Below are 23,379 nucleotides of genomic sequence, written 5' to 3' on the forward strand. Positions count from 1 at the left end.
TTGATCCGGCTTGGCCCGTTACTACTCTATCAGGAGGTTCGCGGTGATTCATCTCATGCGCGCGGCGGTTGTCGTGCTGATGCTTGCGCTTGCGGGGTGTGACGGCATGCCCGGGGGCTGGTCCGCCAGCGCTGATTTCGCCTCAGTCCAGGGAGAGGCGGTTCGAACCAGCGAGCTGGAAGGACAGTGGGTCTTTGTCAACTACTGGGCTGAATGGTGCAAGCCCTGTTATGAGGAAATCCCGGAGCTGAATGCACTGGATCAGCGTGAACGGGCCCGGGTTCTGGGCGTGAACTTTGATGGGGTTGAGGGTGAGCCCCTGCATACGCTGATCAAGGATATGGGCATTGAGTTCACTGTCGTTACCGACGACCCCCAGTCCCATTACGGCTGGGAGCACCCGGTCTCACTGCCTGCTACCTTTGTGATCAATCCCGCCGGGGAGGTGGTTGAGGCCCGTTTCGGGAAACAGACCGAAAAGGCACTGGTCGAGGTCATGGAGTAGCCCGTGTCGCGCACATTCGTTCACCTTCGCGTCCATTCGGAGTATTCACTGGTTGATGGCCTGATCCGGATCAAGCCATTGATTGAGCGCGCCGCGGCCATGGGCATGCCCGCCATAGGCCTCACCGAGCAGTCCAACATGTGCTCGCTGGTGAAATTCTACGAGGGCACCACCAGCGCCGGTATCAAGCCCATCATAGGCGCGGACATCTGGCTGCGTAATCCAGAGGATCCGTACAAGCCCTTCCGCATAACCCTGCTTGCGCGTAACCAGACCGGCTTCGGCAATCTCACCGAGATTATTTCGCTTGGTTATACGGATGGGTTGGCCACGGGGGTTCCGGTGGTGGAGCGCGAATGGATTGAAGAGCGCGCTGAGGGGCTCCTTATGCTCTCCGGCGCCCGTGAGGGCGACATCGGGCGCGCCATCCTGGCGGGCAAAGAGGACCTTGCGGCGGAGCGGGTCCGCTACTGGGCGGATCTGTTTCCCGGTGCCTTCTATTTCGAGCTCCAGCGCACAGGCCGCCCGTATGACGAGGACTGTGTTCATGGGCAGGTGGCTTTGGCCCAGACGTTCCAGCTGCCCGTGGTCGCGACGAATGATGTCCACTTTCTGGAGGCGGAAGACTTCGAGGCCCATGAGGCCAGGGTCTGCATCGGTGAAAGCAAGACCCTGGACGACCCCCGCCGGGAGCGGCGCTTCAGCGACCAGCAGTATCTCCGTTCCCAGGAGGAGATGATTGAGCTGTTCGAGGACATCCCGGAGGCCATCGACAATACCGTCGAAATTGCCAGGCGCTGTACGGTACCGGTGCGGCTGGGTGAAATCTCGCTGCCCCAGTACCCCATCCCGGAAGGGATGACCATGGACGAGTACTTCCGCAAGGTTTCCGAGGAAGGACTGGAAAAGCGGCTGGAGCGCATCCTGGACCGCACCGACCCGGAATACGAGGAAAAGCGGGCACGCTACTACGAGCGCCTGGATTTCGAGCTCAATATCGTCAATCAGATGGGGTTCCCGGGCTACTTCCTGATCGTGATGGACTTCATCCAGTGGGCCAAGGATAACGGCGTGCCCGTGGGCCCGGGACGGGGCTCGGGGGCGGGCTCGCTGGTGGCGTATGCGCTGCTGATCACCAACATCGACCCGATGCAGTACGACCTGCTATTTGAGCGCTTCCTGAACCCGGAGCGGGTGTCGATGCCGGACTTCGATGTGGACTTCTGTATGGAAGGCCGCGACCGGGTGATCAACTACGTCGCCGAGCGCTACGGCAAGAACGCCGTGTCCCAGATCATCACCTTCGGCACCATGGCCGCCAAGGCCGTGGTTCGCGACGTTGCCCGGGTCCAGGGCAAGTCCTATGGGCTGGCGGATCGTCTTTCCAAGCTCATTCCCTTTGATCCAGGCATGACCCTGGAGCGGGCCTATGAGGAAGAGGAACCGCTGCGCGAGTTCCTGGGCCAGGACGAGGAAGCCCAGGAAATCTGGGAAATGGCGAAGAAGCTGGAAGGGGTCTGCCGCAACGCCGGTAAGCACGCCGGGGGCGTGGTGATCGCGCCCACCAAGCTGACTGACTTCGCGCCGCTGTATTGTGAAGAAGACGGCGGCAGTGTCGTCACCCAGTTCGACAAGAACGATGTGGAGGAGGCCGGGCTGGTCAAGTTCGACTTCCTCGGCCTGCGGACCCTGACCATCATTGACTGGGCCCTGGCCATGGTGAACCGCCGCCGGCGCGAGCGCGGCGAGGCGGATATCGACATCGACGAGATCCCGCTGGACGATGGCCCCTCCTTTGACCTGCTGAAGAAAGCGGAAACCACTGCGGTGTTCCAGCTGGAATCCCGTGGCATGAAGGACCTGATCCGGCGCCTGGAACCCGCCAGCCTGGAGGACATGATCGCGCTGGTGGCGCTGTTCCGCCCGGGGCCGCTGCAGTCCGGCATGGTGGACGACTTCATCGACCGTAAGCACGGTCGCCAGCCCGAGGCCTACCCGCATCCGGACTTCCAGTACGACGGCCTCAAACCGGTGCTCAAGCCCACCCACGGCATCATCCTGTACCAGGAGCAGGTGATGCAGATCGCCCAGGTCATGGCGGGTTTCACCCTGGGTCAGGCGGACCTGCTGCGCCGGGCCATGGGCAAGAAGAAAGCCGCCGAGATGGAGAAACAGAAGAAGGCGTTTCTGGAGGGGTGCGAGCAGAACGGCATCAGCTCCCATCTGGCGGACAACATCTTCGACCTGGTGGAAAAATTCGCGGGGTACGGCTTCAACAAGTCGCACTCGGCGGCGTACGCGCTGGTTTCCTATCAGACCCTCTGGCTCAAGGCCCATTACCCGGCGGAGTTCATGGCTGCGGTGCTGACCGCGGACATGCAGAACACCGACAAGGTGGTGACCCTGATCGAGGAATGCCGCCGCATGGGTCTGGAACTGGTGTTGCCGGACGTGAATACCAGTGAGTTCAGCTTCACCGTGAATGATGCAGGGCAGGTGGTCTATGGCCTGGGCGCGATCAAGGGGCTCGGCGAGGGGCCCATTGAGAGCATCACGGCGGGTCGGAAGGAGGGCGGCGCCTTTCGCGACATGTTCGACTTCTGTGCCCGCGTGGACATGCGTAAGGTCAACAAGCGTGCCATTGAGGCGCTGATCCGGGCCGGTGCCCTGGACAACCTCGGGCCGAGCCGGGCCAGGATGATGGCCAGTATCGACAAAGCCATCCAGCAGGCCGGCCAGCTCAGCCGTAATGCCAATGCCGGTATGGGCGATCTTTTCGGCGAGGACCTGGTCTCCACCGGGGATGAGGATCCCTTTGCGGATGTGGCCCACCTGCGCGAGTGGAGCGACAAGCAGCGGCTGCAGGCGGAGAAGGAAACGCTCGGGCTGTATCTCACCGGGCATCCCTTTGATGCCTATGAACGCGAGATCCGCCACTTTGTGCCCACGCCCATCGCCAACCTGCAGCAGGGCAAAGGGACCCAGCGGATTGCGGGTCTGGTGGTGGCGGTGCGCACCATGAAAAACCGGCGTGGCCAGCCCATGGCGTTTGTCACCCTGGATGACCGCAGCGCCCGTATCGAGGCGACGCTGTTCACGGATGCCTTCCTGGAATACAAGGACCTGCTTCAGGCAGACAATGTACTGATCCTGGAAGGCCGTATCAGCTACGATGACTACAGCGGCTCCCTCAAGATGACCGCTGATGGGGTAATGGACATCAATGCCGCGCGACGACAGTACAGTCACGGTATCCGGTTGGCAGTGGACCAGCCCCAGTGCGCCAACGGTTTCCTGGATCATCTGGAGGAAGTGCTGCGGCCCTACAGGGGCAATGGGTGCCCCATCAACCTGGCCTACTCCCGGGCGGATGCCAGCACCCTGATACGCCTGGGTGAAGACTGGCAGGTGCAGCCGGACGACGAGCTGCTGTTGAGTCTGCGCCATCTGCTGGGCGACGATCGCGTGACTTTGGTCTACGATGAATGAATGGTTGCAACGAACAGACGGAGCGTCATGAACCCTCAATATCTGGATTTTGAACAACCCATCGCCGAGCTCGAAGACAAGATCGAGGAACTCCGTCTGGTTGGCAATGATGCCGACGTCAACATTTCGGAGGAGATCAACCGGCTCCAGAACAAGAGCATCAGTCTGACCGAGAGCATCTTTGCCGACCTCAAGCCCTGGGATATCGCACGGCTGGCACGCCATCCCCAGCGGCCCTACACCCTCGATTACATCGAGGAGGTGTTCACGGATTTCGATGAGCTCCACGGTGACCGCAGCTTTGCGGATGACCCTGCCATCGTGGGCGGGCTGGCGCGTCTTGCAGGCCGCCCTGTCGTGGTGATCGGGCATCAGAAAGGGCGCAAGATCAAGGACAAGGTGCACCGCAACTTCGGCATGCCCAAGCCCGAGGGCTATCGTAAGGCGGCGCGACTCATGCGCATGGCCGAACGCTTCCAGCTGCCGCTGATTACCCTGATCGACACGCCCGGAGCCTACCCTGGCATCGGGGCCGAGGAGCGGGGGCAAAGCGAGGCCATCGCCAGTAACCTGGCACTGATGTCACGCCTGCGCACGCCCATCATCTCGACCGTGATTGGTGAGGGTGGCTCTGGGGGCGCGTTGGCGATCGGTGTCAGCGACCGGCTCTGTATGTTGCAGTACGCCACCTATGCCGTAATCTCGCCAGAGGGCTGCGCCTCCATCCTCTGGAAGAGTTCCGACCACGCGGCGGATGCGGCTGCCGCCATGGGGGTAACGGCCGACCGGCTCAAAACGCTGGGTGTGGCGGACCGGATTATTCCGGAACCGTTAGGGGGAGCCCATCGAGACCAACCCACCATGGGCGGCAATCTGCGGGATGCGCTGGTTGAGGAGCTGGATGCGCTGGAGCAGCTGTCCATTCCGGATCTCCTGGAACAGCGTTATGAGCGCCTGACCCGCTACGATGCCAGCAAGCAGTGATCCCAGGGAGCCGGCAAGCTGGCCCTCTGATCTGAGCGCCGCCTTCCAGGAACTTCCTGATAGCCGCCGCTGGTGGGTTGCCCTCAGCGGTGGCTGTGATTCCATCTTTCTACTGTATTGCCTGACAGCACTGGCACCACGTCATAACGCTGCATTGAATGCCGTTCATTTGCATCATGGCCTGAATGCCGAGGCGGACCAGTGGCAGAAGCACTGTGAGCGGGTCTGTGCGGCAATAGGGGTGCCGCTGACGACCCGGGAGCTGGCCCTGGCGCCTGGGCAGCCGGATCTGGAAGCGCGGGCACGCCAAGCCCGGTACGACTGTTTCGAAGCCCTTCTGGAACCCGGTGACCTGTTGTTCATGGCCCATCATGGCGATGATCAGGCCGAGACTGTCCTCCTGCGACTGCTGCGGGGCAGCGGTGTGCGCGGCCTGGCTGGCATGCCCGCGCAGAGAGAGCTGGGACAGGGCCAGCTGGCACGGCCTCTTCTGGGGCTGGAACGTGCCCGTATCGAGGCCCTGGCCCGGGAATGGGGATTGGCGTGGTGCGAGGATGGTTCCAATCGGGATATCCGCTTCGATCGCAATTATCTACGCCACGAGGTGATGCCAGTACTGGAGGCACGCTGGCCCCGAAGCGGTCCGCGCATTGCCCGCAGTGCTGAACACTGCCGTCAGGCGGAGCGTCTTCTGGGAGAGCTGGCCGACCGCGACGCCCGTGAGGTGGCCAGCGGCCAGGGCATCAGTGTCAGCGCTCTGGATGATCTGGATGAGGCCCGTCGCCAGCAGTTGTTGCGCCACCTCCTGATCCGCCAGGGCTATCAGCCGCCCGGGGAACGTCGTCTGGCTTCGGGAATGGATGCATTTCTGCATGCCCCGGACGATGCCCGCCCGGAATTGCGGGGAGAGGGCTACAGGGTGTGCCGCTATCAGGATCGGCTCTGGCTGGTTCCGGAGCTCCCCGAACCGGACGTTGGGGCAGTAGCGCAGTGGCATCCCGGAACCAGCCTGGACTGGTTTGGTTCCAGACTGAGCGCTGACGCTTGCGTGGGCGCTGGGATTGCGACCGCGAGTGACGATTGGTTCACCCTACGTCTGCTGGCCCGTGGCGAACGTTTCCGTCCTGGCCCCAATCAGCCCCGCCGGCCGTTGCGGCAATGGCTGCAGGAGCATCGGGTGCCACCCTGGGAAAGGACCAGGCTGCCCCTGATTGTTCATGGCGAAACGCTGGTGGCGATTGCGGATCTGTGGGTCGCGCCGCAGTGGCGTGCCGCGGAGGGGGAGGCTGGCTGGCAGCCGAACTGGCACCGCCCCTGGAGGTTGCTCCAGGCGGTGCCGGAGGGGAGCCGGGCGCCGACATAAGGCGCCCGTGAGCCGGATTACTGGCGGCGCTTGAGCACCCAGATTTCCAGCGTATGACTTCCTGCTCATTCTGGACCTGAAAGCTACTTTACTTGGGAGAAGGAAGTATGGGGAGGGTGATTTGGTCTGGTTGTGAAGGTTTGCATTTCTTTTTTTGATGATGGTAGTTTACCTACAAATGGATTCAAAAGCACACGGAGGTTTGTCCTATGAGCAGTCCAGCTGTCGCTGATCGTTACGTTACCGCCGATTTCAAAAACGCCCCGCTTGTTGCTCTCGCGGATCTTATGGGGCTGAAACGCTACCGGGATGAAATCACAAGTTCTCCAGAGCTTTATGCGCCGATTCTGTCTGGGATCGCCGTTTTTCGGAACCTTCCTGACCCTAAGCAGCGGCAGATCAATAGGGCCATTATCGAACGCGTTCCCGGTAGTCATTTGCAAGCTCAGTTAAGAAGTCGAGTTGCGAACCAGAGTGTTCAGCCTTATTGGTACACATGGTCGCTCTCTGACCAAGATCTGAGAGAATTCTATCAATTCAGTTCGAAAACGGCTTCTGTAACCAACCAGGTTAATCCTTTATCGGTGCCTGAGTTTACAGTCGCGACCGTTGCTACTGGGGCTTTCATTATGGCTAAAGGAGGGCCCCAGGCTGTTGCTTCCAGGGTCGCAGAGTCGCTCACAAAAAGCGAACTTGTTATAGCGGTTGGTCAACGCTTGGGTATGGGGCAAGGAGCATTAACCGTTCTTAGTAGAGTTTCTGTCCCAGCCCTTATAGTCATAGCGGGACTAAATATTATGGCAAAGAATAATGCCGATCGAGCCAAAAGAGAGCTTGCGGCCCGTGGTCTACTCGCATACGAAGATCTGTAATATGCTTGTTGTTTTAGTGGGAAGTGGTCTGGCCGGTGTTTTCTTTCATTACGCCATGTTGGTGGGTGTTAAGAGTGGCGCTTTGTCAAAGGGGATTTCTACATGGTCACGGTGCGTTGCCGGGCCAAGTTTGATGTTGGCGATATGTGCTGCAGTTATCATTGAGTACTTTGTCGGTGATTCACCCTATACCTTGACGCTTGCATTGTGGTTTCTATCTGTCATTGTTTTTACGCCAGCTTACCGTATTATTGAGCGTCAAGTCGATACAGAAGAGCCTGAGGATAACAAGGTTTAGTCCACTGGCTAATCGAGCTGTTCATGGACCAGGAGAGTTAGTATGGCGATTATACTTCTGGGTAGCGGCTTGGCTGGGGCGCTTCTTATATACATTGGTCTGGTGGCAATCAAGGAGAACTACGTATCAAAGGGAGTCTTGACCTGGTTGGTGTTTGTGGCTGTTCCTGCACTTTTATTTTCTTTGTGTGCCAAACTTATCGTTGAGTACTTCCACAATGAAGTATCGGGCTATCTTGTGTTTGTACTCTTGCCGATATATGTCCTGGGGGTTGAACCTGGTTACCACCTAATAGGGCGCAAAATGTATGTTCAACAATCCAGGGCGGATTACGATGAATGAATGCCGTTGTTTTTTGTTGGCCCGCTCCTGGCTTTTCAGGTTGTTTTTATTTTGTTTGGCTTATTTTTTACTTCCATATGGAGTCGCAAAAGAACCTGAATCAACTCATTCTAAAGAGTTGGTCGGTTTGGCTCGGTCTTATGAGACTCTTCAATTATGTTCTGCTTTTGCCTTGGAATTTCGGAATGAAGAGGCGCTTGCTAACCGCTATTCAGACTTAGCTCAGGCTCTTTACGAACAATCGAAAAAAAAGGGGTGGACACCCGATCAATTTGCATCGGCGTTAGTGGTTGTTAATAAGCAGATGTCTTCGATGGAAGTACGAGCAGACGATACCCGACAAAGCTTTAATCGTCGCCATTACTCAGGCAAACCCTGTGAGAAAGCAAAAGGACGAGCACATAGGTATCTTGATAAGGCTCTTTTGGCACCTGGTTTGTCCGAAAAATAATCAAAAAGGTGTAATCCATCAGTTGGCATCCGAACTGGACCCCCCTGGCGGTTGCTCCAGGCGGTGCCGGAGGGAAGCCGGGCGCCGACATAAGGCGCCCGTGAGCCGGATTACTGGCGGCGCTTGAGCACCCAGATTTCCAGCATAACCCACTCTTCACCGGGGTAGTTGGAGCGTTCCAGCTCGGACATGAGCCGGTGGCGGGAAGCCATGCTGCCCACGAACTCAAACCGCTCCAGCAGAATACGCTTGGTCGCGTCCGCCGCCTCCAGAGCGAAGGGGTTCAGGAAGTTCACCAGCATATAGCCTTCATCGTCGCCTGACGCGAACTCATCCATCAGGCGCTCGATGGCTTCCGGTTGCAGATAAACCAGCGCTGCCGTGGAGATCAGGATGTTGGCGTTTTTCATGGCCTTTTCGAGTGCCGCCTGGGTGGCGGCATCCGGCGTGTTGAGGTCCGCCTGGATGGTGTTGTCGTAGATGCCGGCGGACTTGCCGTAGGCCAGGGCATTGGCGGAGATGTCGATGCCGGTGATCTCGGCGCTGATTCGCCGCGGCTGCGCCACTTTCCGGCAGGTGTCCGCGTCCTTCCAGTTCTCACGGATGCCCTCGTAATCCATGCCGTTGATGGTGGCCATGGTTGTGTTGCCGAAACAGCCCGCCAGGTCAACAACATTCAGGGGCCCCCTGGCGGCCTTCTTCTCGGCCCAGGGCAGGATCAGACGGTCGAAGGTCTGGCGGTTGAAATTGTCTGAGACGTACTGGAGGCCGTCCAGGATGCGTTCTTTGAAGGGGACGGGCGTTTCCGCCACGTAGATATCATCAAAATGCTGTTTCTTCTCGTCAGTTTTTACGCCTGAATCACTCATGCGTTCATATCCGTATTGCGAAAGGGGCATCATGATCGTTGGCGGGGACGGTCCGGGTCAAGTTGACCCGGACAGGGGAAGGGCTTAGTGCTGGGGCACGATCAGGATCTTGCCGTCACGTTCCCCCGAGGCAGCGGCCGCCACGGCCTGCTTGATGTCGCTGACATCGTATTCACCCGCGATCGGAGCCTTGAGGGCACCGCTGGCGATCTGGCGGGTGATCTCGCTGTAGATTGATGTCTGCTGCTCCGGGGTCGCCTGGCTGAACCAGCGTGACAGCCAGAACCCGCGCAGCGAGATGTCACGGAAGACCACGTTCGCCGGGGACATCTGGCAGGCATCGCCGCTCATCATGCCGTAATTGACCACTGGCGAGCCGGCCGCCAGGCAGTTGGCCAGGTGGTCGGTGGATTCACCGCCGACAGCATCGATGCCCAGACGGATGTCGGCGCCGCCGGTGGCTTCCTTCACGCGTTTGTGGAGGTCCGGACCGTCCACCAGGGTCACGTCGCCACCCTGAGCCTCAACACCGGCGATTGCGGACTCGCGCCGGACCACGTTAACGGTGCGCAGTCCGCGTTGGGCGGCCAGCCGGATGAGGTAGCCGCCGACACCAGAGTTGGCGGCATTCTGGATAACCCAGTCGCCTTCCTTGAGGTCCACGAATTCCTGCAGCATCAGCAGCGCTGTTGGCGGGTTGATGGTCATCATGCTGAGCTGGCGGGGATCCGCATTGTCTGGCAACGGCACCACGTCCTTGGCCTCCGCCAGTACATGGGTGGACCAGGTACCGGAGCCTACCGGCAAGAGCACCGTCTGCCCCTGGCTGACGCCGGAACCCCCGTCACCGAGTTCCGCGACCCGGCCAACGCCTTCGTTACCACCAACGGCCGGCAGTGAGGGCAGGATGCCGTAATCGCCGGTCAGCGTCAGAACGTCCGAGGGATTGATGGGGGCGGCCAGAACCTCAAGAAGAACCTGGCCGCTGCCTGGTTGTGGGGTGTCTTCGGGTACGGCTTCGATCACGTCCTGTGGGACGGGACCGCGAGTGCTGTATTGTGCCTTGAGCATCTAGAGCTCCAATCGGGGTGTGTGACTGTTCAGCGTATCCCGTTGTACTCACCTGTAAAGCATTTGGATTACCGGTGGCGGGATCCGGATCTTCGACCAAGGTCGGACGCATGACCCGGACTCAGGCGGTATAATGGGGCACCGGAGTTCGGCGAATTGCATCTTTCGGTGATCCGTAAAGGCAGAGAAACGGGACGTCTATTATCATGGGGTCTGAACCCGTTCTGATCCAAGAAGCGACATTGCCCACAGGAGACCCGCCGTGAAAGCATTCTTCCATCCCTCACAGAACCGGCATCGTCCGCTCACTTATCTCACGCGCGGCAAGATGCGGCCGCCGCAGGAAATTCCCGAGCGTACGCCGGAATTGCTTAAGGGTCTGGAAAGTGTGAACATGCAGGTGGCAGAGCCTGCAGATCACGGTATGGCGCCCATCAGCGCGGTGCACGACCTGGGTTACCTGCGGTTCCTGGAATCCGCGCACCGGCGCTGGCCGGAGGATTGGGGCGAAGAGGTCATGTCCAACATCTTTGTGCGCGCTCCCAACCACATGCACGGGATCCTGGCCGAATGTGCCCGTTATCAGGCTGACGGCAGCTGTCCCATCGGTGAGGGCACCTGGGAGGCGGCCTACTGGTCCGCCCAGAGCGCACTTTCCGGCGCGGATGAATTGCTCAATGGTGAGCCGCGGGCCTATGCCATGTCCCGTCCGCCCGGCCATCATGCCCGCCGTGACGCTGCTGGTGGCTTCTGTTACCTTAACAATGCCGCAATCGCGGCTCAGGCGCTTCGCAGCCGCTTCCAGCGCGTGGCGATCCTGGACCCGGACATGCACCACGGCCAGGGCATCCAGGAAATCTTCTACGAGCGCAACGACGTGCTCTACATTTCGATCCACGGCGATACCACCAATTTCTACCCCGTGGTCAGCGGCCACGAGACCGAGCGCGGCGAAGGCGCCGGATTCGGTTACAACATCAACCTGCCCATGCCGCACGGTTCGCCGGAGTCGACCTTCTTTGAGCGCCTGGAAGAGGCACGCAACGCCATCCGCCTGTTTGACGCGGACGTGCTGGTGGTCTCGCTCGGGTTTGACGTCTATCAGGAAGACCCGCAGGCGAAGGTGGCAGTCTCCCAGAGCGGTTTCGAGCGCATGGGCGGGCTGGTCAATGAACTGGGGCTGCCCACGCTCGTGGTCCAGGAAGGCGGCTACCACCTGGAGTCGCTGGCGGATAACGCAACGGCTTTCTTCACCGGGCTGAAATGACGCCGCCCGGTGGCATTTACAAACGGGAGGCGCTTGATGGCCTCCCGCCACAACGCTGAAGGATAGAGGCACTCATGACAGACAAACAGCCAACCATTACCTATACCGAGACGGACGAAGCCCCAGCACTGGCTACCTACTCCTTTCTGCCGATTGTCAGGGCCTTTGTCTCGCCCGCTGGCATCAAGGTTGAATCCGCCGACATTTCCCTCGCATCCCGTATCCTTGCCCAGTTCCCCGACTATCTCCCCGAAGACAAGCAGGAGCCCGACTATCTGGCCCAGCTCGGCGAACTGACCCAGCACCCGGATGCCAACATCATCAAGACACCGAACATCAGTGCGTCCGTGCCGCAGCTCCGGGCGGCCATCAAGGAGCTGCAGGATAAGGGTTATCCGCTTCCGGAATACCCGGAGAACCCGCAGACCGATGATGAGAAAGCCCTTAAGGACCGCTATGCGAAGGTGCTCGGGAGCAATGTGAACCCGGTTCTGCGCCAGGGCAACTCCGATCGCAGGGCCTCGAACGCGGTTAAAGAATACGCCAAGAAACACCCCCACCGCATGGGCAAGTGGAGTCAGGCCTCGCGCACCCACGTGGCGCACATGCGCAAGGGCGACTTCTACCACAGCGAGCAGTCCACCACCATGGACAAGGCCGGCAGCGTCCGTATCCAGCTGGAGGGCAAAGAGAGTGGCCAGACCACGGTCCTGAAGGACAGCGTGCCGGTGCTGGACGGCGAGGTCATCGATGGCATGTTCATGAGCGTGCGCGAGCTTCGCCAGTTCCTGGAAGAAGAGATTGAGGGCGCGCGCCGTGCGGGGCTGCTGTTCTCGCTGCACGTGAAGGCGACCATGATGAAGGTGTCACACCCCATCGTGTTCGGTCACGCCGTGACCGTCTATTTCAAGGATGTGTTCGAAAAGCACAAGGAGCTGTTTGAGCGCATCGGGGTGAACCCAAACAACGGCATGAGCCACCTCTACCAGAAAATCTCGGACCTCTCCTTCTCCGAGCGCTCCGAGATCGAGGAGGACATCCGGGACTGCTTCATCAACCGTCCGGAAATGGCGATGGTGGACTCCGACCGGGGCATCTCCAACCTGCATACGCCCAGTGACGTGATCGTGGACGCCTCCATGCCGGCCATGATCCGTGATGGCGGCAAGATGTGGGGCACGGATGGCAAGCTCAAGGATACCAAGGCGATCATCCCCGAGAGCACCTACGCCACCATCTATCAGGAAGTGATCAACTTCTGTAAGCACCACGATGCGTTTGATCCCAGCACCATCGGCACCGTGCCCAACGTTGGGCTGATGGCACAGCAGGCGGAGGAATACGGTTCCCACGACAAGACCTTTGAACTGCCGGAAGACGGCATCGTTCGGGTGGTGGATGACGACGGCAACACCGTGTTCGAGCACCACGTGGAAAAGGGCGACATCTGGCGGATGTGCCAGACCAAGGACGAGCCGGTGCGCGACTGGGTCCGCCTGGCAGTGGAGCGCTCGCGCCACAGCGGCATGCCGGCGGTGTTCTGGCTGGATCCGGAACGGGCCCACGACGCGCAGCTCATTAACAAGGTCCAGCACTATCTCAAGGAGCACGATACCGAGGACCTTGATATCCGTATCATGGGCTACGACCAGGCCATGCGCTGGACACTGGAACGCATGATCCGTGGCAAGGACACCATCTCAGTAACCGGCAACGTGCTGCGGGACTACCTCACGGACCTGTTCCCGATCATTGAGCTGGGCACCAGTGCCAAGATGCTCTCGGTGGTACCGCTGCTCAAGGGCGGGGGCCTGTTCGAGACCGGCGCTGGCGGCTCTGCGCCGCGCCATGTGCAGCAGTTCCTGGAGGAGGATCACCTGCGCTGGGACTCCATGGGCGAGTTCATGGCCATGATGGTGTCGCTTGAGCACATGGGTGAGAAGCAGGAGAATCCGCGTGCCGCGGTTCTGTCGAAGACCCTGGACCAGGCGACGGCCCGGTTCCTGGAGGAAGACCGCTCGCCCTCGCGCAAATCCGGAGAGCTGGATAACCGCGGCAGCCATGTCTGGCTGGCACGCTACTGGGCCGAGGAACTGGCGAATCAGGATGAGGATCAGGACCTGAAGGCTCACTTCCAGAAAATGTCGAAGAAGCTGGAAGACAATGCAGACCAGATCCTGCAGGAGTTGATCGATATCCAGGGGCAGTCCGTGGATATTGGCGGCTACTATTATCCAGACGCGCAGAAGATCAAGCAGGCCATGCGCCCGAGTGAAACCCTCAATGCCATCATTGACGAGTTCGTGGAATGATATGAGCGAAGCGTTCGTCCCTGAGACCATGGTGGCCATGCAGCTTATGGCCCACGGTGGCGTGGATCAGTTGCAGTACCGCACGGATGTAGCCACACCTCGCCCCGGGCCGGGCGAGGTGCTGGTCAGGGTCAGCGCCACGGCGAAGAACAACACGGATCGCAAGGCCCGTGAGGGCCTGTACCCGACCAGTGACAAGGGGGAGGTGACCTCCTTTGCCATGGGCGGTGAGCCGACGCTTACCTTCCCCCGTATCCAGGGGGCCGATGTGGCTGGTCGTGTTGTGGCCGTGGGTGAGGGAGTGGATGATAGCCGCGTTGGTGAGCGCGGTCTTCTGGATTTCAATCTCTATCCGGATGGCCGCCGCACCATCAACCTCACGCCGGACTACTACGGCCACGGCGCCGATGGCGGTTTTGCCGAGTACATTGCGGTGCCGTCAGAGCAGTTCCACCGGGTGGACAATCCGGAGCTCGCGGACGCCGAACTCGCTTCTCTGGGCATGTGCTCATACCAGACGGCCCTGCATATGTTGAACGTGGCTGGCGTAACCGCTGGTGAACGGGTTCTGGTAACCGGTGCCAGCGGTGGTGTCGGCACGGCGCTGATTCAGCTCTGCCGCATCCTGGGGGCAGTTCCATACGCGCTCAGTCAGCAGTCCAAGGCCCGGGCGCTCAAAGAACTCGGCGCCGAGGCGGTGCTGGACCGATCGGATATGGACGGTTTCACGGACAAGGTGATGGCCGCGACCGGTGGCGAGCCCATCGACGCGGTCATGGACCTGGCGGGGGGCGACATGACCGACCGGTTCATCGACACCATGATCACGGACATGACGCGGCGCAGCACCTACCCAAGACTCAGCATCGCTGGCGCCAGTGCCGGCAATGTCAGTGAGGTGCTCTGGACTCGGATCTATCTCTATCAGGTCCAGCTCTTCGGGGTGTCCCATGGCACCCGGGAGGAAGCTGAACAGCTGGTGGGCTGGATCCGGGGCGGCCAGCTCAGACCCGTTTTGCACGGTGCTGTTCCCCTGTCCCGGCTGCGTGAGGCGGAGCAATACTTCGTCAATCGGGGTAATGATTATCTGGGCAAGATCGTCATCGTGCCCGACAGCCAGTGGGACCAGCAGGGGGCTCCCTTTGCCATTGAGGTTGCTCCATGAGCAATGACCTGAGCCTGCGTTTGATGGATACCCACGCCGGCGGGGACGTGAGCCGGATCGTGACTGGGGGCATTGGCTCGCTGCCGGGAGCGACGGTGCGCGAGCAGATGGAATACCTCCAGCGTGATGCCGACGGGCTGCGCAAGCTGCTGCTGTCCGAGCCCTACGGGATCCCGGAGATGTCCGTGGATCTGCTGGTCCCGCCCACGGACCCGCAGGCCGTTGCCGGCTATATCATCATGGAAGTCATGGGTTACCCCATCTACTCCGGCTCCAACACCATCTGTACGGCCACGGCCGTTCTGGAGCAGGGCATCGTGTCCAAGCAGGAGGGCCGCCAGCGTTTCCAGCTGGAAGCCCCTGCCGGTCTGGTGGAGGTGGAGGCCCAAGTGGACAATGGCGTGGTTGAGGCCATTACCTGCGAGGGGCTGCCCAGTTACGTGGACAGCTACAGGCATACCATCCATGTGCCGTCACTGGGGAATGTCACTTACAGTGTGGCCTACAGCGGCGGGTTCTATGCGCTGGTGGACGCCACCGAGCTGGGCTTCGACCTGACCCGGGACGAAGAGGACGCGTTGTCTGATTGCGCCCATCGCATTGTTGACGCGATCCAGGCGGAACGCGGCTTCTCCCACTACACCCTTGGCGATGTAGGGCCATTGCCCTTTCTCCATTTCATGGGTCCGGTGGAGCAGGTGGCGGATAATTTCTATCGCTCACGTTCCACCACCTACGTCCACCCGGGGGTGATCTGCCGCAGTACCACGGGTACCGGCACGTCGGCGCGCCTGGCGTTGATGCATTACGAGGGGCGCATCAAGCCGGGGGACCGGCTGGAGACCATCTCACTGCGGGATACGGGCTTTATCGGTAATGTCACCGGCACCCGCGAAGAAGGCCCACACCAGGTGGTGGAAAATACCATCACCGGCAAGGCCTATGCGCTGGCCCATTCGGACATCGTGGTCAACTGCGACGATCCGCTGGTTGAGTGCTCTGGGCTGCAGCATATTGTTGGCGTGGGCCACGGCGGTGACGGCTGAGGCGTTGCGGGGTGGTCAGGTTCCGGTTGTCTGGGCGTTACGGCGATAGCTTGTGAACCGCTCCAGCACGTCGCGCATCTGCGCGTCATCCAACAGAACCGGTTCGCCCAGCGCCAGAAGCTGCCCGTAGCAGCGCGCCAGGTGCTCCACTTCCTGGGCCAGCTCCAGTGCCGCCTCAGGTGTATCCGCGAGCGCGATCTGGCCATGGTTGGCCATCAGGCAGGCATCGCGTTCGCTCAGGCCTGAGGCGACGTGCTCCGCCAGGGCTTGGGTTCCGAATGTGGCGTAGGGGACGCAGGGAATATCCATGCCACCGGCAACAGCCACCATGTAGTGGAAGGCTGGAATGGGTCGGTGCAGGCAGGCCAGTGTCATGGCCCACGGCGAATGCACGTGGATGACGGCACCGGCATCCGGGCGCTGGCGATAGATGGCAGCGTGGAAGGTGGCTTCGCTGGAGGGCTTCAGCGCCCCCCGCCAGTTGCCGTCCAGCTCTACTTCCACCAGATGCTTCGGCGTGATCCCGTCAAAATGGCATCCGGAGGCGGTGATCAGCATTCCGTCACCGCAACGCGCGCTCAGGTTGCCTGAGCGGCCCTGATTCAAGCCGGTGGCGTTCATTTGCCGTGCGGTTGTTGCAAGTTGGTCATCCAGAGTCATGGGCCACACTGTCGCTGGATGGGCGGTCACGATCAAGTGTTGTTGGCGCTTTTTGAGTTTCTGGGTTTTCCAGCCTGAGCAGGTAGACATGATCGCGGCCTTTTTCCTTGGCCCCATAGCACGCGTGGTCGGCGGCCTCTATCACGGATTCCGGGTCGAGGTGATAACCGCGGATCTCGGTGATACCGATGGAAGTGCTGAGGCTGAAGCTGATGTCGCCGGACTGGAACCTGAAGGCGGCAATACGCTGGCGGAGGTCTTCGGCAAGGCGTTCCGCCACATCCTCCGGGCAGTAGGTCAGGATCAGCGCAAACTCATCACCGCCCAGGCGTGCCAGCACATCCCCTTTGCGCAACTGGGAACGGATGATCTGGCAAAGCTGCACCAGACAGTCATCGCCGGCCTGGTGGCCATGGGTGTCGTTGATGGCCTTGAAGCAGTCCAGGTCCATGAAGCAAAGGGCGTGACGGCTTTTTTCGAAGCGGGCATTTTCAAGGAACATGGACAGCCGGTTGAGAAATTCCCGGCGGTTGATAGCGCCCGTCAGAGCGTCGTGGCTGGCCTCGTAGCTCAGTCTTTCCACCTGGCTGCGGTGACGGGAAATGTCGTCCACCACCACGACGTAGTCCGTAATACGGCCCCGGTGGTCGCGGACAGCGCTGAATGTGAACTCCAGCCATAGCGGGGTGCCGTCTTCCTGCGTCCAGGGCTCATCGCCCGTGAGGGTCCAGGTGCCGTTGCGCACGATCTTGTGCCGCAGGCTGGGGAGGTCCAGTGGTGTTCCCCCTTCATTGAGCAACAGCAGCTGATCCAGCTGCATGCCTTCGAGCTCCTCCTGAGGGTAGCCGAGGGTCTGGGCAAAGCGGCGGTTGGCCGTGCGTATGGCGCCAGACAATGAAATCCGGGCCATGCCGACGGTCGCCTGCTCCAGCGTGGCGCGGAGTTCGCTTTCGGTGCGAGCCATGCGTCCCGCGATGGTCAGGAACAGGATTGTCACCAGCACGCCAGCAAGCGCAAGAACCGTGATGACAGCGATCAGAAGCAACCGGTTCAGACTCCGGTCGATCCGGCCCAGGTCCGACAGGAAAGTGGATTCAAGGGCCACCAGCTTCCGGTTGAGGCGGTCAATTTCTTCCACGAAGCTCTGTCGTTCGGACTCACTAAGGTCATTCTCCGACAGCAGGTCCACCATTTCGGCCAGACGCTCGATGTGTGGATCCGTGTTGCGCCATGCCTGGAGCGGGGAGTGGAACAGGCTTGAATGGCCCATATAATCGTAAAGGCGGATGAGACGGGGGATGTCCGCGGCGTGGCTGCCCGCTTTCTGGAAATAGCGGGTTGCGCGGGCGGCGTCCATGGGCGTATCCGTTACTGCCTCGCGTGCTTCGCGGTAGGCAAGTGGGGTAGCCAAGCCTTCGTCGGCCCGGTCCAGGTGGCTTGGCTGGGCGGTTTCAATGTAGCGGTTCAGGTGGTAGACGCCAGCCTGGCGCCCCTTGGACCAGAGGCTCTCGCCTGTCACATAGGCACGAACGCCGGTCTTGAATTCAATCAGGGCCATGGCGGCGCCAAGTGCCAGAACCAGCAGCATCACGATAGAGCCCAAGCCTACCCACATCAGGTTGCGGGAGGATTGGGCTCGCTGTCTACCGGACATGACCATGGCCAAACCTCCCTGATGGTTGGGTTTGGGTCTGTAACCAGACTACGCTGACCGACTGTCAGAACCGATTACAGAGTGTGACCATGGCCGACAACTTTGTGAACTGATGTAAAATAGGGGCTTGGCTGTGTCCTGTGGCCTCAGGATCCGGGGTGGCGGAGCAGGTCATGCAAAACCAGACCAGCGTCGATACCGCTGTCCCCGAACTCGATACCGCCGTCCATATCAAGCAGTGTGCCCGCCCGCTGGCGGCGCAACAGGTCGTGGGCCCAGTCCGGCGTGCGTGGGTCATCCTCTTCGCTGCGCAGTTCCGCCATCAGCACGTCGGTTTCCTCTGGCGGCAGCCAATGGATGACAGGGTGGCGTTGCGCGCATGCCAGTCTGTAGACGGGGGGACCGGCCACTTCGTACCACTGCACCGGTTCAATGCGCACGCCCATGGCTTCCAGCAGGCGCTGGGCCCCGCGTGTCAGCCGGCTTTGCAGGATGAGGGTATCCAGGCCGCTGTCTTCAGCATCGGCATGGATGGCGTCGGTATGGATGGCATTGGATTGGGTCGTTGCTTCCAACACAGGCTTCTCCTTGGTTTTTCAAAGGGTCATTGGAGAAGCCAACGCGGCTTAGAAACGGAGGGTTGGGGCATCCATACGGGGGTATCCCGGTGCCCTTTCCGACCTTTCACCCTTGACGCGAAGGCTCCAGTCTCCGTTCCGCTGAGGTAATCGGGCTTAGTGGGTTGACCACCATACCGTTGCGCGACAGCCCCGGATTCTCACCGGTGTTCCCCTCGCTGCGGAACGCCTCCAATGTAGGCGACGAGCGACGCTAAGGCAAGGGGCGAAGGGGTGAAGAACAGGCAATCAGGGATACCTTTCAGCCCGGCGTGGCTCTGCGTAGGATGAGGGTGTATCGAAGAGACGGAGCAGCGTGATGAATACAGGCAAACAGTTTGCAGGCGTGCTTCTGGCGGGGATGATCGTTGTCGCCGCCGGGTGTGCCAGCGTGGGTCAGGAATTTCCAACTCACAAGGTGGAAGAGATCAAGGTGGGCGAGACTACCCGTTCAGAGATTGAGGCGATGTTCGGTGATCCGTGGCGTACCGGTCTGGAGGATGGCAAGCGGACCTGGACCTATGCCAGGTATCGTTGGTCCGCCTTCCGCGATGCGGAGACCACGGATCTGGTGGTGCGCTTCAGGGATGACGGCACCGTCGATTCCTACGTCTACAACACCACTCAGTGACCCAGAGCGGGCCCTCAGGGCCCGTTACTGTCTCAGGGTGTTCAGTACCGCTTTGGCGGTTTCCTCGGACGAGGCAGGGTTCTGGCCGGTGACGAGCCTGCCGTCGCGCACCACGAAAGAACTCCAGTCTTCCCCGCAGCGGTAATCCGCGCCCTTGGCTTCCAGCATGTCCTCAACCAGGAAGGGCACCACATGGGTCAGACCAACCGCTTCCTCTTCCGAATTGGTGAAGCCGGTGACCTCCCGGCCCTTGACCAGTGGTTCCCCGTTTGGCCCTTTCACATGCCGGAAAACGCCGGGAGCGTGGCAGACCGCGCCAATGAGCCTATTCTGCTGAGCGGCATTTTCGAGGAGATCGATGCTGTCCGTGTTTTCCGCCAGATCCCAGAGTGGTCCGTGGCCGCCGGGGTAGAAAACGGCGTCGAATGCGTCCGCCCGGACTTTCGAGAGTTGCCGGGTATTGGCAAGAGTGGCTTTGGCTTCTTCGTCAGCGTGAAAGCGACGGGTGGTTTCTGTCTGGGCATCCTCCGTCTCGCTGTTCGGGTCCACCGGCGGCTGTCCGCCAGCCGGGCTGGCCAGGGTGATCTCAGCCCCGGCATCCCGGAAGGCGTAGTAGGGGGCAGTGAACTCTTCCAGCCAGAAGCCGGTTCTATGGCCGGTATTGCCCATCTCGCTGTGCGAGGTCAGCACCATGAGGATCTTCATAGGAGCCTCCTGTCTAAGTATTTCGTTTGGGCCACGGTGGCGTGATCCTTGGGGTCCGTTAGCGGGAATCCGGGGCTGGATGCGGGCGGGCGATGCGTTATGCTTGATCCCGGACCGAGGTCCAGAGGAACACGGCACCCAAAAGGACGCTTTCCATGTTGATCATTCCCCTTCACAAAGCCATTTCCAGGCAGAACTTCCCACTCGTAACGCTGATGCTCGTGCTTCTCAATGGTGTCGTGTTCGTGGTTTTTCAAGGTGGTGACAACCAGGTCATGCGGGAAGCCGCCACGTTTTATCACAACAGTGGCCTGGAAGAACGGGAGTGGAACTGGCTCGACGAGTTTGTTCCCGGGTATGAAACAGACTTCCGCAAGCGTATGGAGCGCCTCGATCAGGCCGCAAAGGTGGAGGAAGGGAGTGCCAAGCGTATCGCTCTGGCCCGGTCCCAGCTGGTTGCCTCTCACCCGGATTTCCTTGCGGCGCTCAGATCCGGGGACATTATTGATCCGGATGGTGAGCGCTACGCCGACTGGCAGTCAAAGCGCGCCGAGTTCGAGCGGCTCATGGACCAGAGCGTCACGCGCCGGTATATGCTGCACTACGATCAACTGGAACCGGTTAACGGTGTCACGCACATGTTTCTCCATGGCGGGATGGGCCACCTTGTGGGCAATATGGTGTTCCTGCTGTTACTGGGGGTTCTCGTGGAAGGGGCGTTGGGAGCGGGGCTGTTCCTCATTGCTTATCTCATCGCCGGGGTTGGCGGATCGGCGCTGTCACTGGCGGTGCATTGGGGAACGCCCACGGGAATGCTGGGGGCTTCTGGCGCCATTGCTGGGCTCATGGGGTTGTTCACGGTGCTTTACGGGCGGCTCCAGGTGCGCTTTTTCTACTGGGTCTGGGTCTATTTCGATTACGTGCGTGCGCCGGCGATTGTGCTGCTGCCTGTATGGCTTGGCTGGGAGCTGTTGCAGTTCCTGACTGCGGAGGGCAGCAACGTGGCTTATGAGGCCCACGCTGGTGGTATTGTGACCGGAGCGTTGATCGCAGCGGGTGTGCGGGCGTTTGGTTGGCAGCGGGATGACTTCCTGAAGGAGGAGTCCCGGCGTGAAGACGACCGGGAGGCGCTGGAGGCGGCGCAGCAGGATCTGGCTGCCCTGAACGTGGCCCGTGCCAAACACCGGCTTCGGCCACTGCTGGAGCGTAACCCGGACGATCCGGGGTTGCTGAGGAGTTGGTACCACGCCTGCAAGATCCAGAAGGACGATCCGGACCTGCATGATGCCGCCCGACGTGTCCTGGCGCTGCCGGGTGAAACAGCGCAGGAGCGCGCGCTGGTGATCGAGACCTTCGTGGATTATCGCCAGCGTACCAACCCGAAACTTTCAGCCAGCCAGGCCGCGGACCTGTGTTGCCGGCTGCTGCGATGGGAAGCTCTTGAGGAAGGCCGATTGCTCCTGGACCGCTTGATGCGGTTGCACCAGCCCCCTGAGGCCCTCCCCAGGGCCTGCCTGCTTGCCGCGCAGCAGCTGCGGCGCCAGGGCCAGGCGGAGGCGGCCCAGCCCTACATGGACGCGGTCCAGGCGCTTACCAGTGATCCAGCGCTGATGCGGGCGCTCCGCCAGCTCCAGAGCTGAGGCCGGGGTAGCGGTAGCACGGGTCAGTTGGCGGCGATGCGTTCCGCCTTCTCGGCCAATTCATCCACCTGCTCCCGGAGTTCGTGGTTGGGGAAGTGTTTCTGGAGCTGGCGGAGGATTCTCAACGCCTTCTGTTCGTCACCGCGGCTCTCGAACAGGGCTTTGGCGCCCAGGTAGTAGTTCTCCGGCAGATGCGGGTGCTTCGGGTGGTACTTGCCGAATAGACTGGTCAGCCGGATGACCAGCTCTGGATGATTGTACTGGTCGGCAAGCCGGGCCAGGTCACGCACCTGTTTGGGGTCTTCGGGCTGGAAGCTGGCATCCACGCGCAGCGCCTCTTCGGCGATGCTCATGGCCTTCTTGGGCTGTTCCAGCCCATAGAGCAGGATCGAAATATAGTTCCGGGAGTGTTCGAGCAATTCGTCCGTTCGGCTCTGCAGGCGAAGGAGCTTGCGGTAACGCTCGTGCTCTTCCGGTTTCAGTCCGTTCTGGCGTAGTTCGTGCTGGAGCCGGCTAATGGCGTCGTCAACGTTGCCCTCGGTCACCAGCCCTTCCACCTCCTGAAGCAGGGGCGTCAGTTCCGGGTTGGCGGCCTGGGCCCGGTCAGCGGCGGTAACTTCCTGCTCCACTCCCAGTTTGTCGTGGTTCTGGTAAACGAGATAACCCATCAGATGGAAGGAGGCAATCAGGAAGTAACCGCCCACCAGGAAGACCCCGATCTGACCCAGCACGTTGGGCCCGACAATATGGGCCACCAGGGATTCTGCCATGCCCTGGCTGATGGAAAGCATGAACAGCAGCAATGAGGCGATGAAGTAGGGCAGGCCCACCAAACGCATGATGCTGACCCAGGTTGCAGGGTTCAGTGCCGCCAGAAGGCTGTTGCTCATGGCAAGGGTGATGATGGCGGCAGGCAGTGCCAGCACCATGAAAAGGGCGGCAGCTCCCACCAGCGCCAGCGAGCCCGTGACAACAATGATGCCGAAGAGCGCCAATGCCAGCAGCACAAACAGGCCGAAGGTCTTGACCAGCACCCAGCTGTTGCCGCTGCGCTGGATCTGGGGCGGGTCCATCCAGCCACGGCCCGTGGCTTCCAGGACGTCATAGGCAAACTTGTAGAGCACCACCCAGGCCGCGAGAGCCAGGAGCAGGCCAAGCAGCGGCACCATGGTGCCAAAAGCGAACAGGATGGCGGTTAGCCCGAGCGTCGTCAGGCAGGCGGGTTTGAAAGGGTAGCCGAAGATCTGGGGCAGGCGTTCCCATACGGGGGGAGCCTGGTCCTTGTCCCTGGCAATTGAACTCATGGATCCTCCGTGGACGTTCATGGTTTTTTGGAAAGTTCCGTGTTCCGGGAGCAGTCCGGATGCTCACGGTATGGGGATATAAGATAGAGGGTGTGCCCCTGAACGGCAAACTCATCGAACCGCCTTGCCGATTC

Annotated in this window: 21 protein-coding genes; 14 read left to right on the plus strand and 7 right to left on the minus strand. The window is 60.6% G+C overall.

From position 1 onward, the window contains the following. The first annotated feature begins 43 nt into the window (after positions 1-43). The 8 genes from AC1RQI_RS09630 to AC1RQI_RS09665 all read left to right on the plus strand — a co-directional run bounded on the left by AC1RQI_RS09630 (position 44) and on the right by AC1RQI_RS09665 (position 8,304). Positions 44-505: a TlpA family protein disulfide reductase gene (locus tag AC1RQI_RS09630; RefSeq protein WP_481904589.1), complete on the plus strand. Its 462-nt coding sequence runs from the start codon at positions 44-46 to the stop codon at positions 503-505. A 3-nt stretch (positions 506-508) separates the two neighbouring features. After that, complete coding sequence (gene dnaE, locus AC1RQI_RS09635) at positions 509-3,994, plus strand: DNA polymerase III subunit alpha (RefSeq protein WP_481904590.1); 3,486 nt, start codon at positions 509-511, stop codon at positions 3,992-3,994. Between the two features lie 27 nt (positions 3,995-4,021). Beyond that, the gene (accA, locus tag AC1RQI_RS09640; protein WP_416633885.1) at positions 4,022-4,978 is read left to right on the plus strand and encodes an acetyl-CoA carboxylase carboxyl transferase subunit alpha; all 957 of its coding nucleotides are present in this window, start codon (positions 4,022-4,024) and stop codon (positions 4,976-4,978) included. Beyond that, positions 4,962-6,341 (plus strand): tRNA lysidine(34) synthetase TilS, encoded by a 1,380-nt coding sequence (tilS, locus tag AC1RQI_RS09645; protein WP_481904591.1) that lies wholly within the window; start codon positions 4,962-4,964, stop codon positions 6,339-6,341. The genes accA and tilS overlap by 17 nt, the downstream gene beginning before the upstream one ends. A 209-nt stretch (positions 6,342-6,550) precedes the next feature. Continuing rightward, positions 6,551-7,213: a hypothetical protein gene (locus tag AC1RQI_RS09650; RefSeq protein WP_481904592.1), complete on the plus strand. Its 663-nt coding sequence runs from the start codon at positions 6,551-6,553 to the stop codon at positions 7,211-7,213. 1 nt (position 7,214) lies between these two features. Beyond that, positions 7,215-7,511 carry a hypothetical protein gene (locus tag AC1RQI_RS09655; RefSeq protein ID WP_416633888.1) on the plus strand — a complete coding sequence of 99 codons (297 nt, stop codon included), beginning with the start codon at positions 7,215-7,217 and terminating at the stop codon, positions 7,509-7,511. A gap of 42 nt (positions 7,512-7,553) precedes the next feature. Continuing rightward, complete coding sequence (locus tag AC1RQI_RS09660; RefSeq protein ID WP_416633890.1) at positions 7,554-7,853, plus strand: hypothetical protein; 300 nt, start codon at positions 7,554-7,556, stop codon at positions 7,851-7,853. After that, entirely contained in the window at positions 7,846-8,304 is a 459-nt protein-coding gene (locus AC1RQI_RS09665) for a hypothetical protein (protein WP_416633891.1), read from the plus strand. Before AC1RQI_RS09660 ends, AC1RQI_RS09665 begins: the two co-directional genes overlap by 8 nt. A gap of 110 nt (positions 8,305-8,414) precedes the next feature. On the opposite strand, the gene AC1RQI_RS09670 is transcribed toward AC1RQI_RS09665, so the two are convergent. Both AC1RQI_RS09670 and AC1RQI_RS09675 read right to left on the minus strand, forming a co-directional pair. Next, entirely contained in the window at positions 8,415-9,173 is a 759-nt protein-coding gene (locus AC1RQI_RS09670; protein WP_481904593.1) for a class I SAM-dependent methyltransferase, read from the minus strand. Between the two features lie 84 nt (positions 9,174-9,257). Further along, positions 9,258-10,244: a zinc-dependent alcohol dehydrogenase family protein gene (locus AC1RQI_RS09675; protein ID WP_481904594.1), complete on the minus strand. Its 987-nt coding sequence runs from the start codon at positions 10,242-10,244 to the stop codon at positions 9,258-9,260. 262 nt (positions 10,245-10,506) lie between these two features. Between AC1RQI_RS09675 and AC1RQI_RS09680 the strand changes: the two genes are divergently transcribed. The 4 genes from AC1RQI_RS09680 (at position 10,507) to AC1RQI_RS09695 (ending at position 16,034) form a co-directional block, all read left to right on the plus strand. Then, a complete protein-coding gene (locus tag AC1RQI_RS09680) occupies positions 10,507-11,511 on the plus strand; it encodes a histone deacetylase family protein (protein WP_416633895.1) in 1,005 nt (334 codons plus the stop codon). A gap of 74 nt (positions 11,512-11,585) precedes the next feature. Continuing rightward, positions 11,586-13,823, plus strand: coding sequence for an NADP-dependent isocitrate dehydrogenase (locus AC1RQI_RS09685; protein WP_481904595.1), 2,238 nt, complete (start codon positions 11,586-11,588; stop codon positions 13,821-13,823). A 1-nt stretch (position 13,824) separates the two neighbouring features. Next, complete coding sequence (locus tag AC1RQI_RS09690) at positions 13,825-14,988, plus strand: alcohol dehydrogenase catalytic domain-containing protein (protein ID WP_481904596.1); 1,164 nt, start codon at positions 13,825-13,827, stop codon at positions 14,986-14,988. Then, positions 14,985-16,034 carry a proline racemase family protein gene (locus tag AC1RQI_RS09695; protein ID WP_481904597.1) on the plus strand — a complete coding sequence of 350 codons (1,050 nt, stop codon included), beginning with the start codon at positions 14,985-14,987 and terminating at the stop codon, positions 16,032-16,034. Before AC1RQI_RS09690 ends, AC1RQI_RS09695 begins: the two co-directional genes overlap by 4 nt. A 15-nt stretch (positions 16,035-16,049) precedes the next feature. On the opposite strand, the gene AC1RQI_RS09700 is transcribed toward AC1RQI_RS09695, so the two are convergent. From AC1RQI_RS09700 to AC1RQI_RS09710, 3 genes are all read right to left on the minus strand, one after another. Beyond that, positions 16,050-16,694 carry a class II aldolase/adducin family protein gene (locus AC1RQI_RS09700; RefSeq protein WP_416633900.1) on the minus strand — a complete coding sequence of 215 codons (645 nt, stop codon included), beginning with the start codon at positions 16,692-16,694 and terminating at the stop codon, positions 16,050-16,052. Then, positions 16,681-18,354, minus strand: a complete 1,674-nt coding sequence (locus AC1RQI_RS09705) for a GGDEF domain-containing protein (protein ID WP_481904598.1) — start codon at positions 18,352-18,354, stop codon at positions 16,681-16,683. Before AC1RQI_RS09705 ends, AC1RQI_RS09700 begins: the two co-directional genes overlap by 14 nt. A gap of 140 nt (positions 18,355-18,494) precedes the next feature. After that, complete coding sequence (locus tag AC1RQI_RS09710) at positions 18,495-18,926, minus strand: hypothetical protein (RefSeq protein ID WP_481904599.1); 432 nt, start codon at positions 18,924-18,926, stop codon at positions 18,495-18,497. 358 nt (positions 18,927-19,284) lie between these two features. On the opposite strand from AC1RQI_RS09710, the gene bamE reads away from it, so the two are divergent. Next, entirely contained in the window at positions 19,285-19,596 is a 312-nt protein-coding gene (bamE, locus tag AC1RQI_RS09715; protein ID WP_481904600.1) for an outer membrane protein assembly factor BamE domain-containing protein, read from the plus strand. Between the two features lie 24 nt (positions 19,597-19,620). Here bamE and AC1RQI_RS09720 read toward each other — a convergent pair whose 3' ends face one another. Further along, entirely contained in the window at positions 19,621-20,301 is a 681-nt protein-coding gene (locus AC1RQI_RS09720) for a type 1 glutamine amidotransferase domain-containing protein (protein WP_481904601.1), read from the minus strand. 155 nt (positions 20,302-20,456) lie between these two features. Here AC1RQI_RS09720 and AC1RQI_RS09725 point away from each other — a divergent pair, with 155 nt between their 5' ends. Then, positions 20,457-21,941 (plus strand): rhomboid family intramembrane serine protease, encoded by a 1,485-nt coding sequence (locus AC1RQI_RS09725; protein WP_481904602.1) that lies wholly within the window; start codon positions 20,457-20,459, stop codon positions 21,939-21,941. A gap of 23 nt (positions 21,942-21,964) precedes the next feature. On the opposite strand, the gene AC1RQI_RS09730 is transcribed toward AC1RQI_RS09725, so the two are convergent. Further along, on the minus strand, positions 21,965-23,245 hold the full coding sequence (locus AC1RQI_RS09730; protein ID WP_481904603.1) for a hypothetical protein: 1,281 nt from the start codon (positions 23,243-23,245) through the stop codon (positions 21,965-21,967). Positions 23,246-23,379 lie beyond the last annotated feature (134 nt).

It is taken from the genome of Salicola sp. AFF1, from assembly GCF_056783195.1.

Bases quoted from the DNA above. Each gene is read 5' to 3' on its own strand.
- AC1RQI_RS09665 (WP_416633891.1), top strand. From the start codon at position 7,846: ATGAATGAATGCCGTTGTTTTTTGTTGGCCCGCTCCTGGCTTTTCAGG.
- AC1RQI_RS09685 (WP_481904595.1), top strand. From the start codon at position 11,586: ATGACAGACAAACAGCCAACCATTACCTATACCGAGACGGACGAAGCC.
- AC1RQI_RS09725 (WP_481904602.1), top strand. From the start codon at position 20,457: ATGTTGATCATTCCCCTTCACAAAGCCATTTCCAGGCAGAACTTCCCA.
- AC1RQI_RS09655 (WP_416633888.1), top strand. From the start codon at position 7,215: ATGCTTGTTGTTTTAGTGGGAAGTGGTCTGGCCGGTGTTTTCTTTCAT.
- AC1RQI_RS09695 (WP_481904597.1), top strand. From the start codon at position 14,985: ATGAGCAATGACCTGAGCCTGCGTTTGATGGATACCCACGCCGGCGGG.
- AC1RQI_RS09675 (WP_481904594.1), bottom strand. From the start codon at position 10,244: ATGCTCAAGGCACAATACAGCACTCGCGGTCCCGTCCCACAGGACGTG.
- AC1RQI_RS09670 (WP_481904593.1), bottom strand. From the start codon at position 9,173: ATGAGTGATTCAGGCGTAAAAACTGACGAGAAGAAACAGCATTTTGAT.
- AC1RQI_RS09650 (WP_481904592.1), top strand. From the start codon at position 6,551: ATGAGCAGTCCAGCTGTCGCTGATCGTTACGTTACCGCCGATTTCAAA.
- tilS (WP_481904591.1), top strand. From the start codon at position 4,962: ATGCCAGCAAGCAGTGATCCCAGGGAGCCGGCAAGCTGGCCCTCTGAT.
- AC1RQI_RS09660 (WP_416633890.1), top strand. From the start codon at position 7,554: ATGGCGATTATACTTCTGGGTAGCGGCTTGGCTGGGGCGCTTCTTATA.
- AC1RQI_RS09720 (WP_481904601.1), bottom strand. From the start codon at position 20,301: ATGAAGATCCTCATGGTGCTGACCTCGCACAGCGAGATGGGCAATACC.
- AC1RQI_RS09705 (WP_481904598.1), bottom strand. From the start codon at position 18,354: ATGGTCATGTCCGGTAGACAGCGAGCCCAATCCTCCCGCAACCTGATG.
- AC1RQI_RS09730 (WP_481904603.1), bottom strand. From the start codon at position 23,245: ATGAGTTCAATTGCCAGGGACAAGGACCAGGCTCCCCCCGTATGGGAA.
- accA (WP_416633885.1), top strand. From the start codon at position 4,022: ATGAACCCTCAATATCTGGATTTTGAACAACCCATCGCCGAGCTCGAA.
- bamE (WP_481904600.1), top strand. From the start codon at position 19,285: ATGAATACAGGCAAACAGTTTGCAGGCGTGCTTCTGGCGGGGATGATC.
- AC1RQI_RS09690 (WP_481904596.1), top strand. From the start codon at position 13,825: ATGAGCGAAGCGTTCGTCCCTGAGACCATGGTGGCCATGCAGCTTATG.
- AC1RQI_RS09700 (WP_416633900.1), bottom strand. From the start codon at position 16,694: ATGACTCTGGATGACCAACTTGCAACAACCGCACGGCAAATGAACGCC.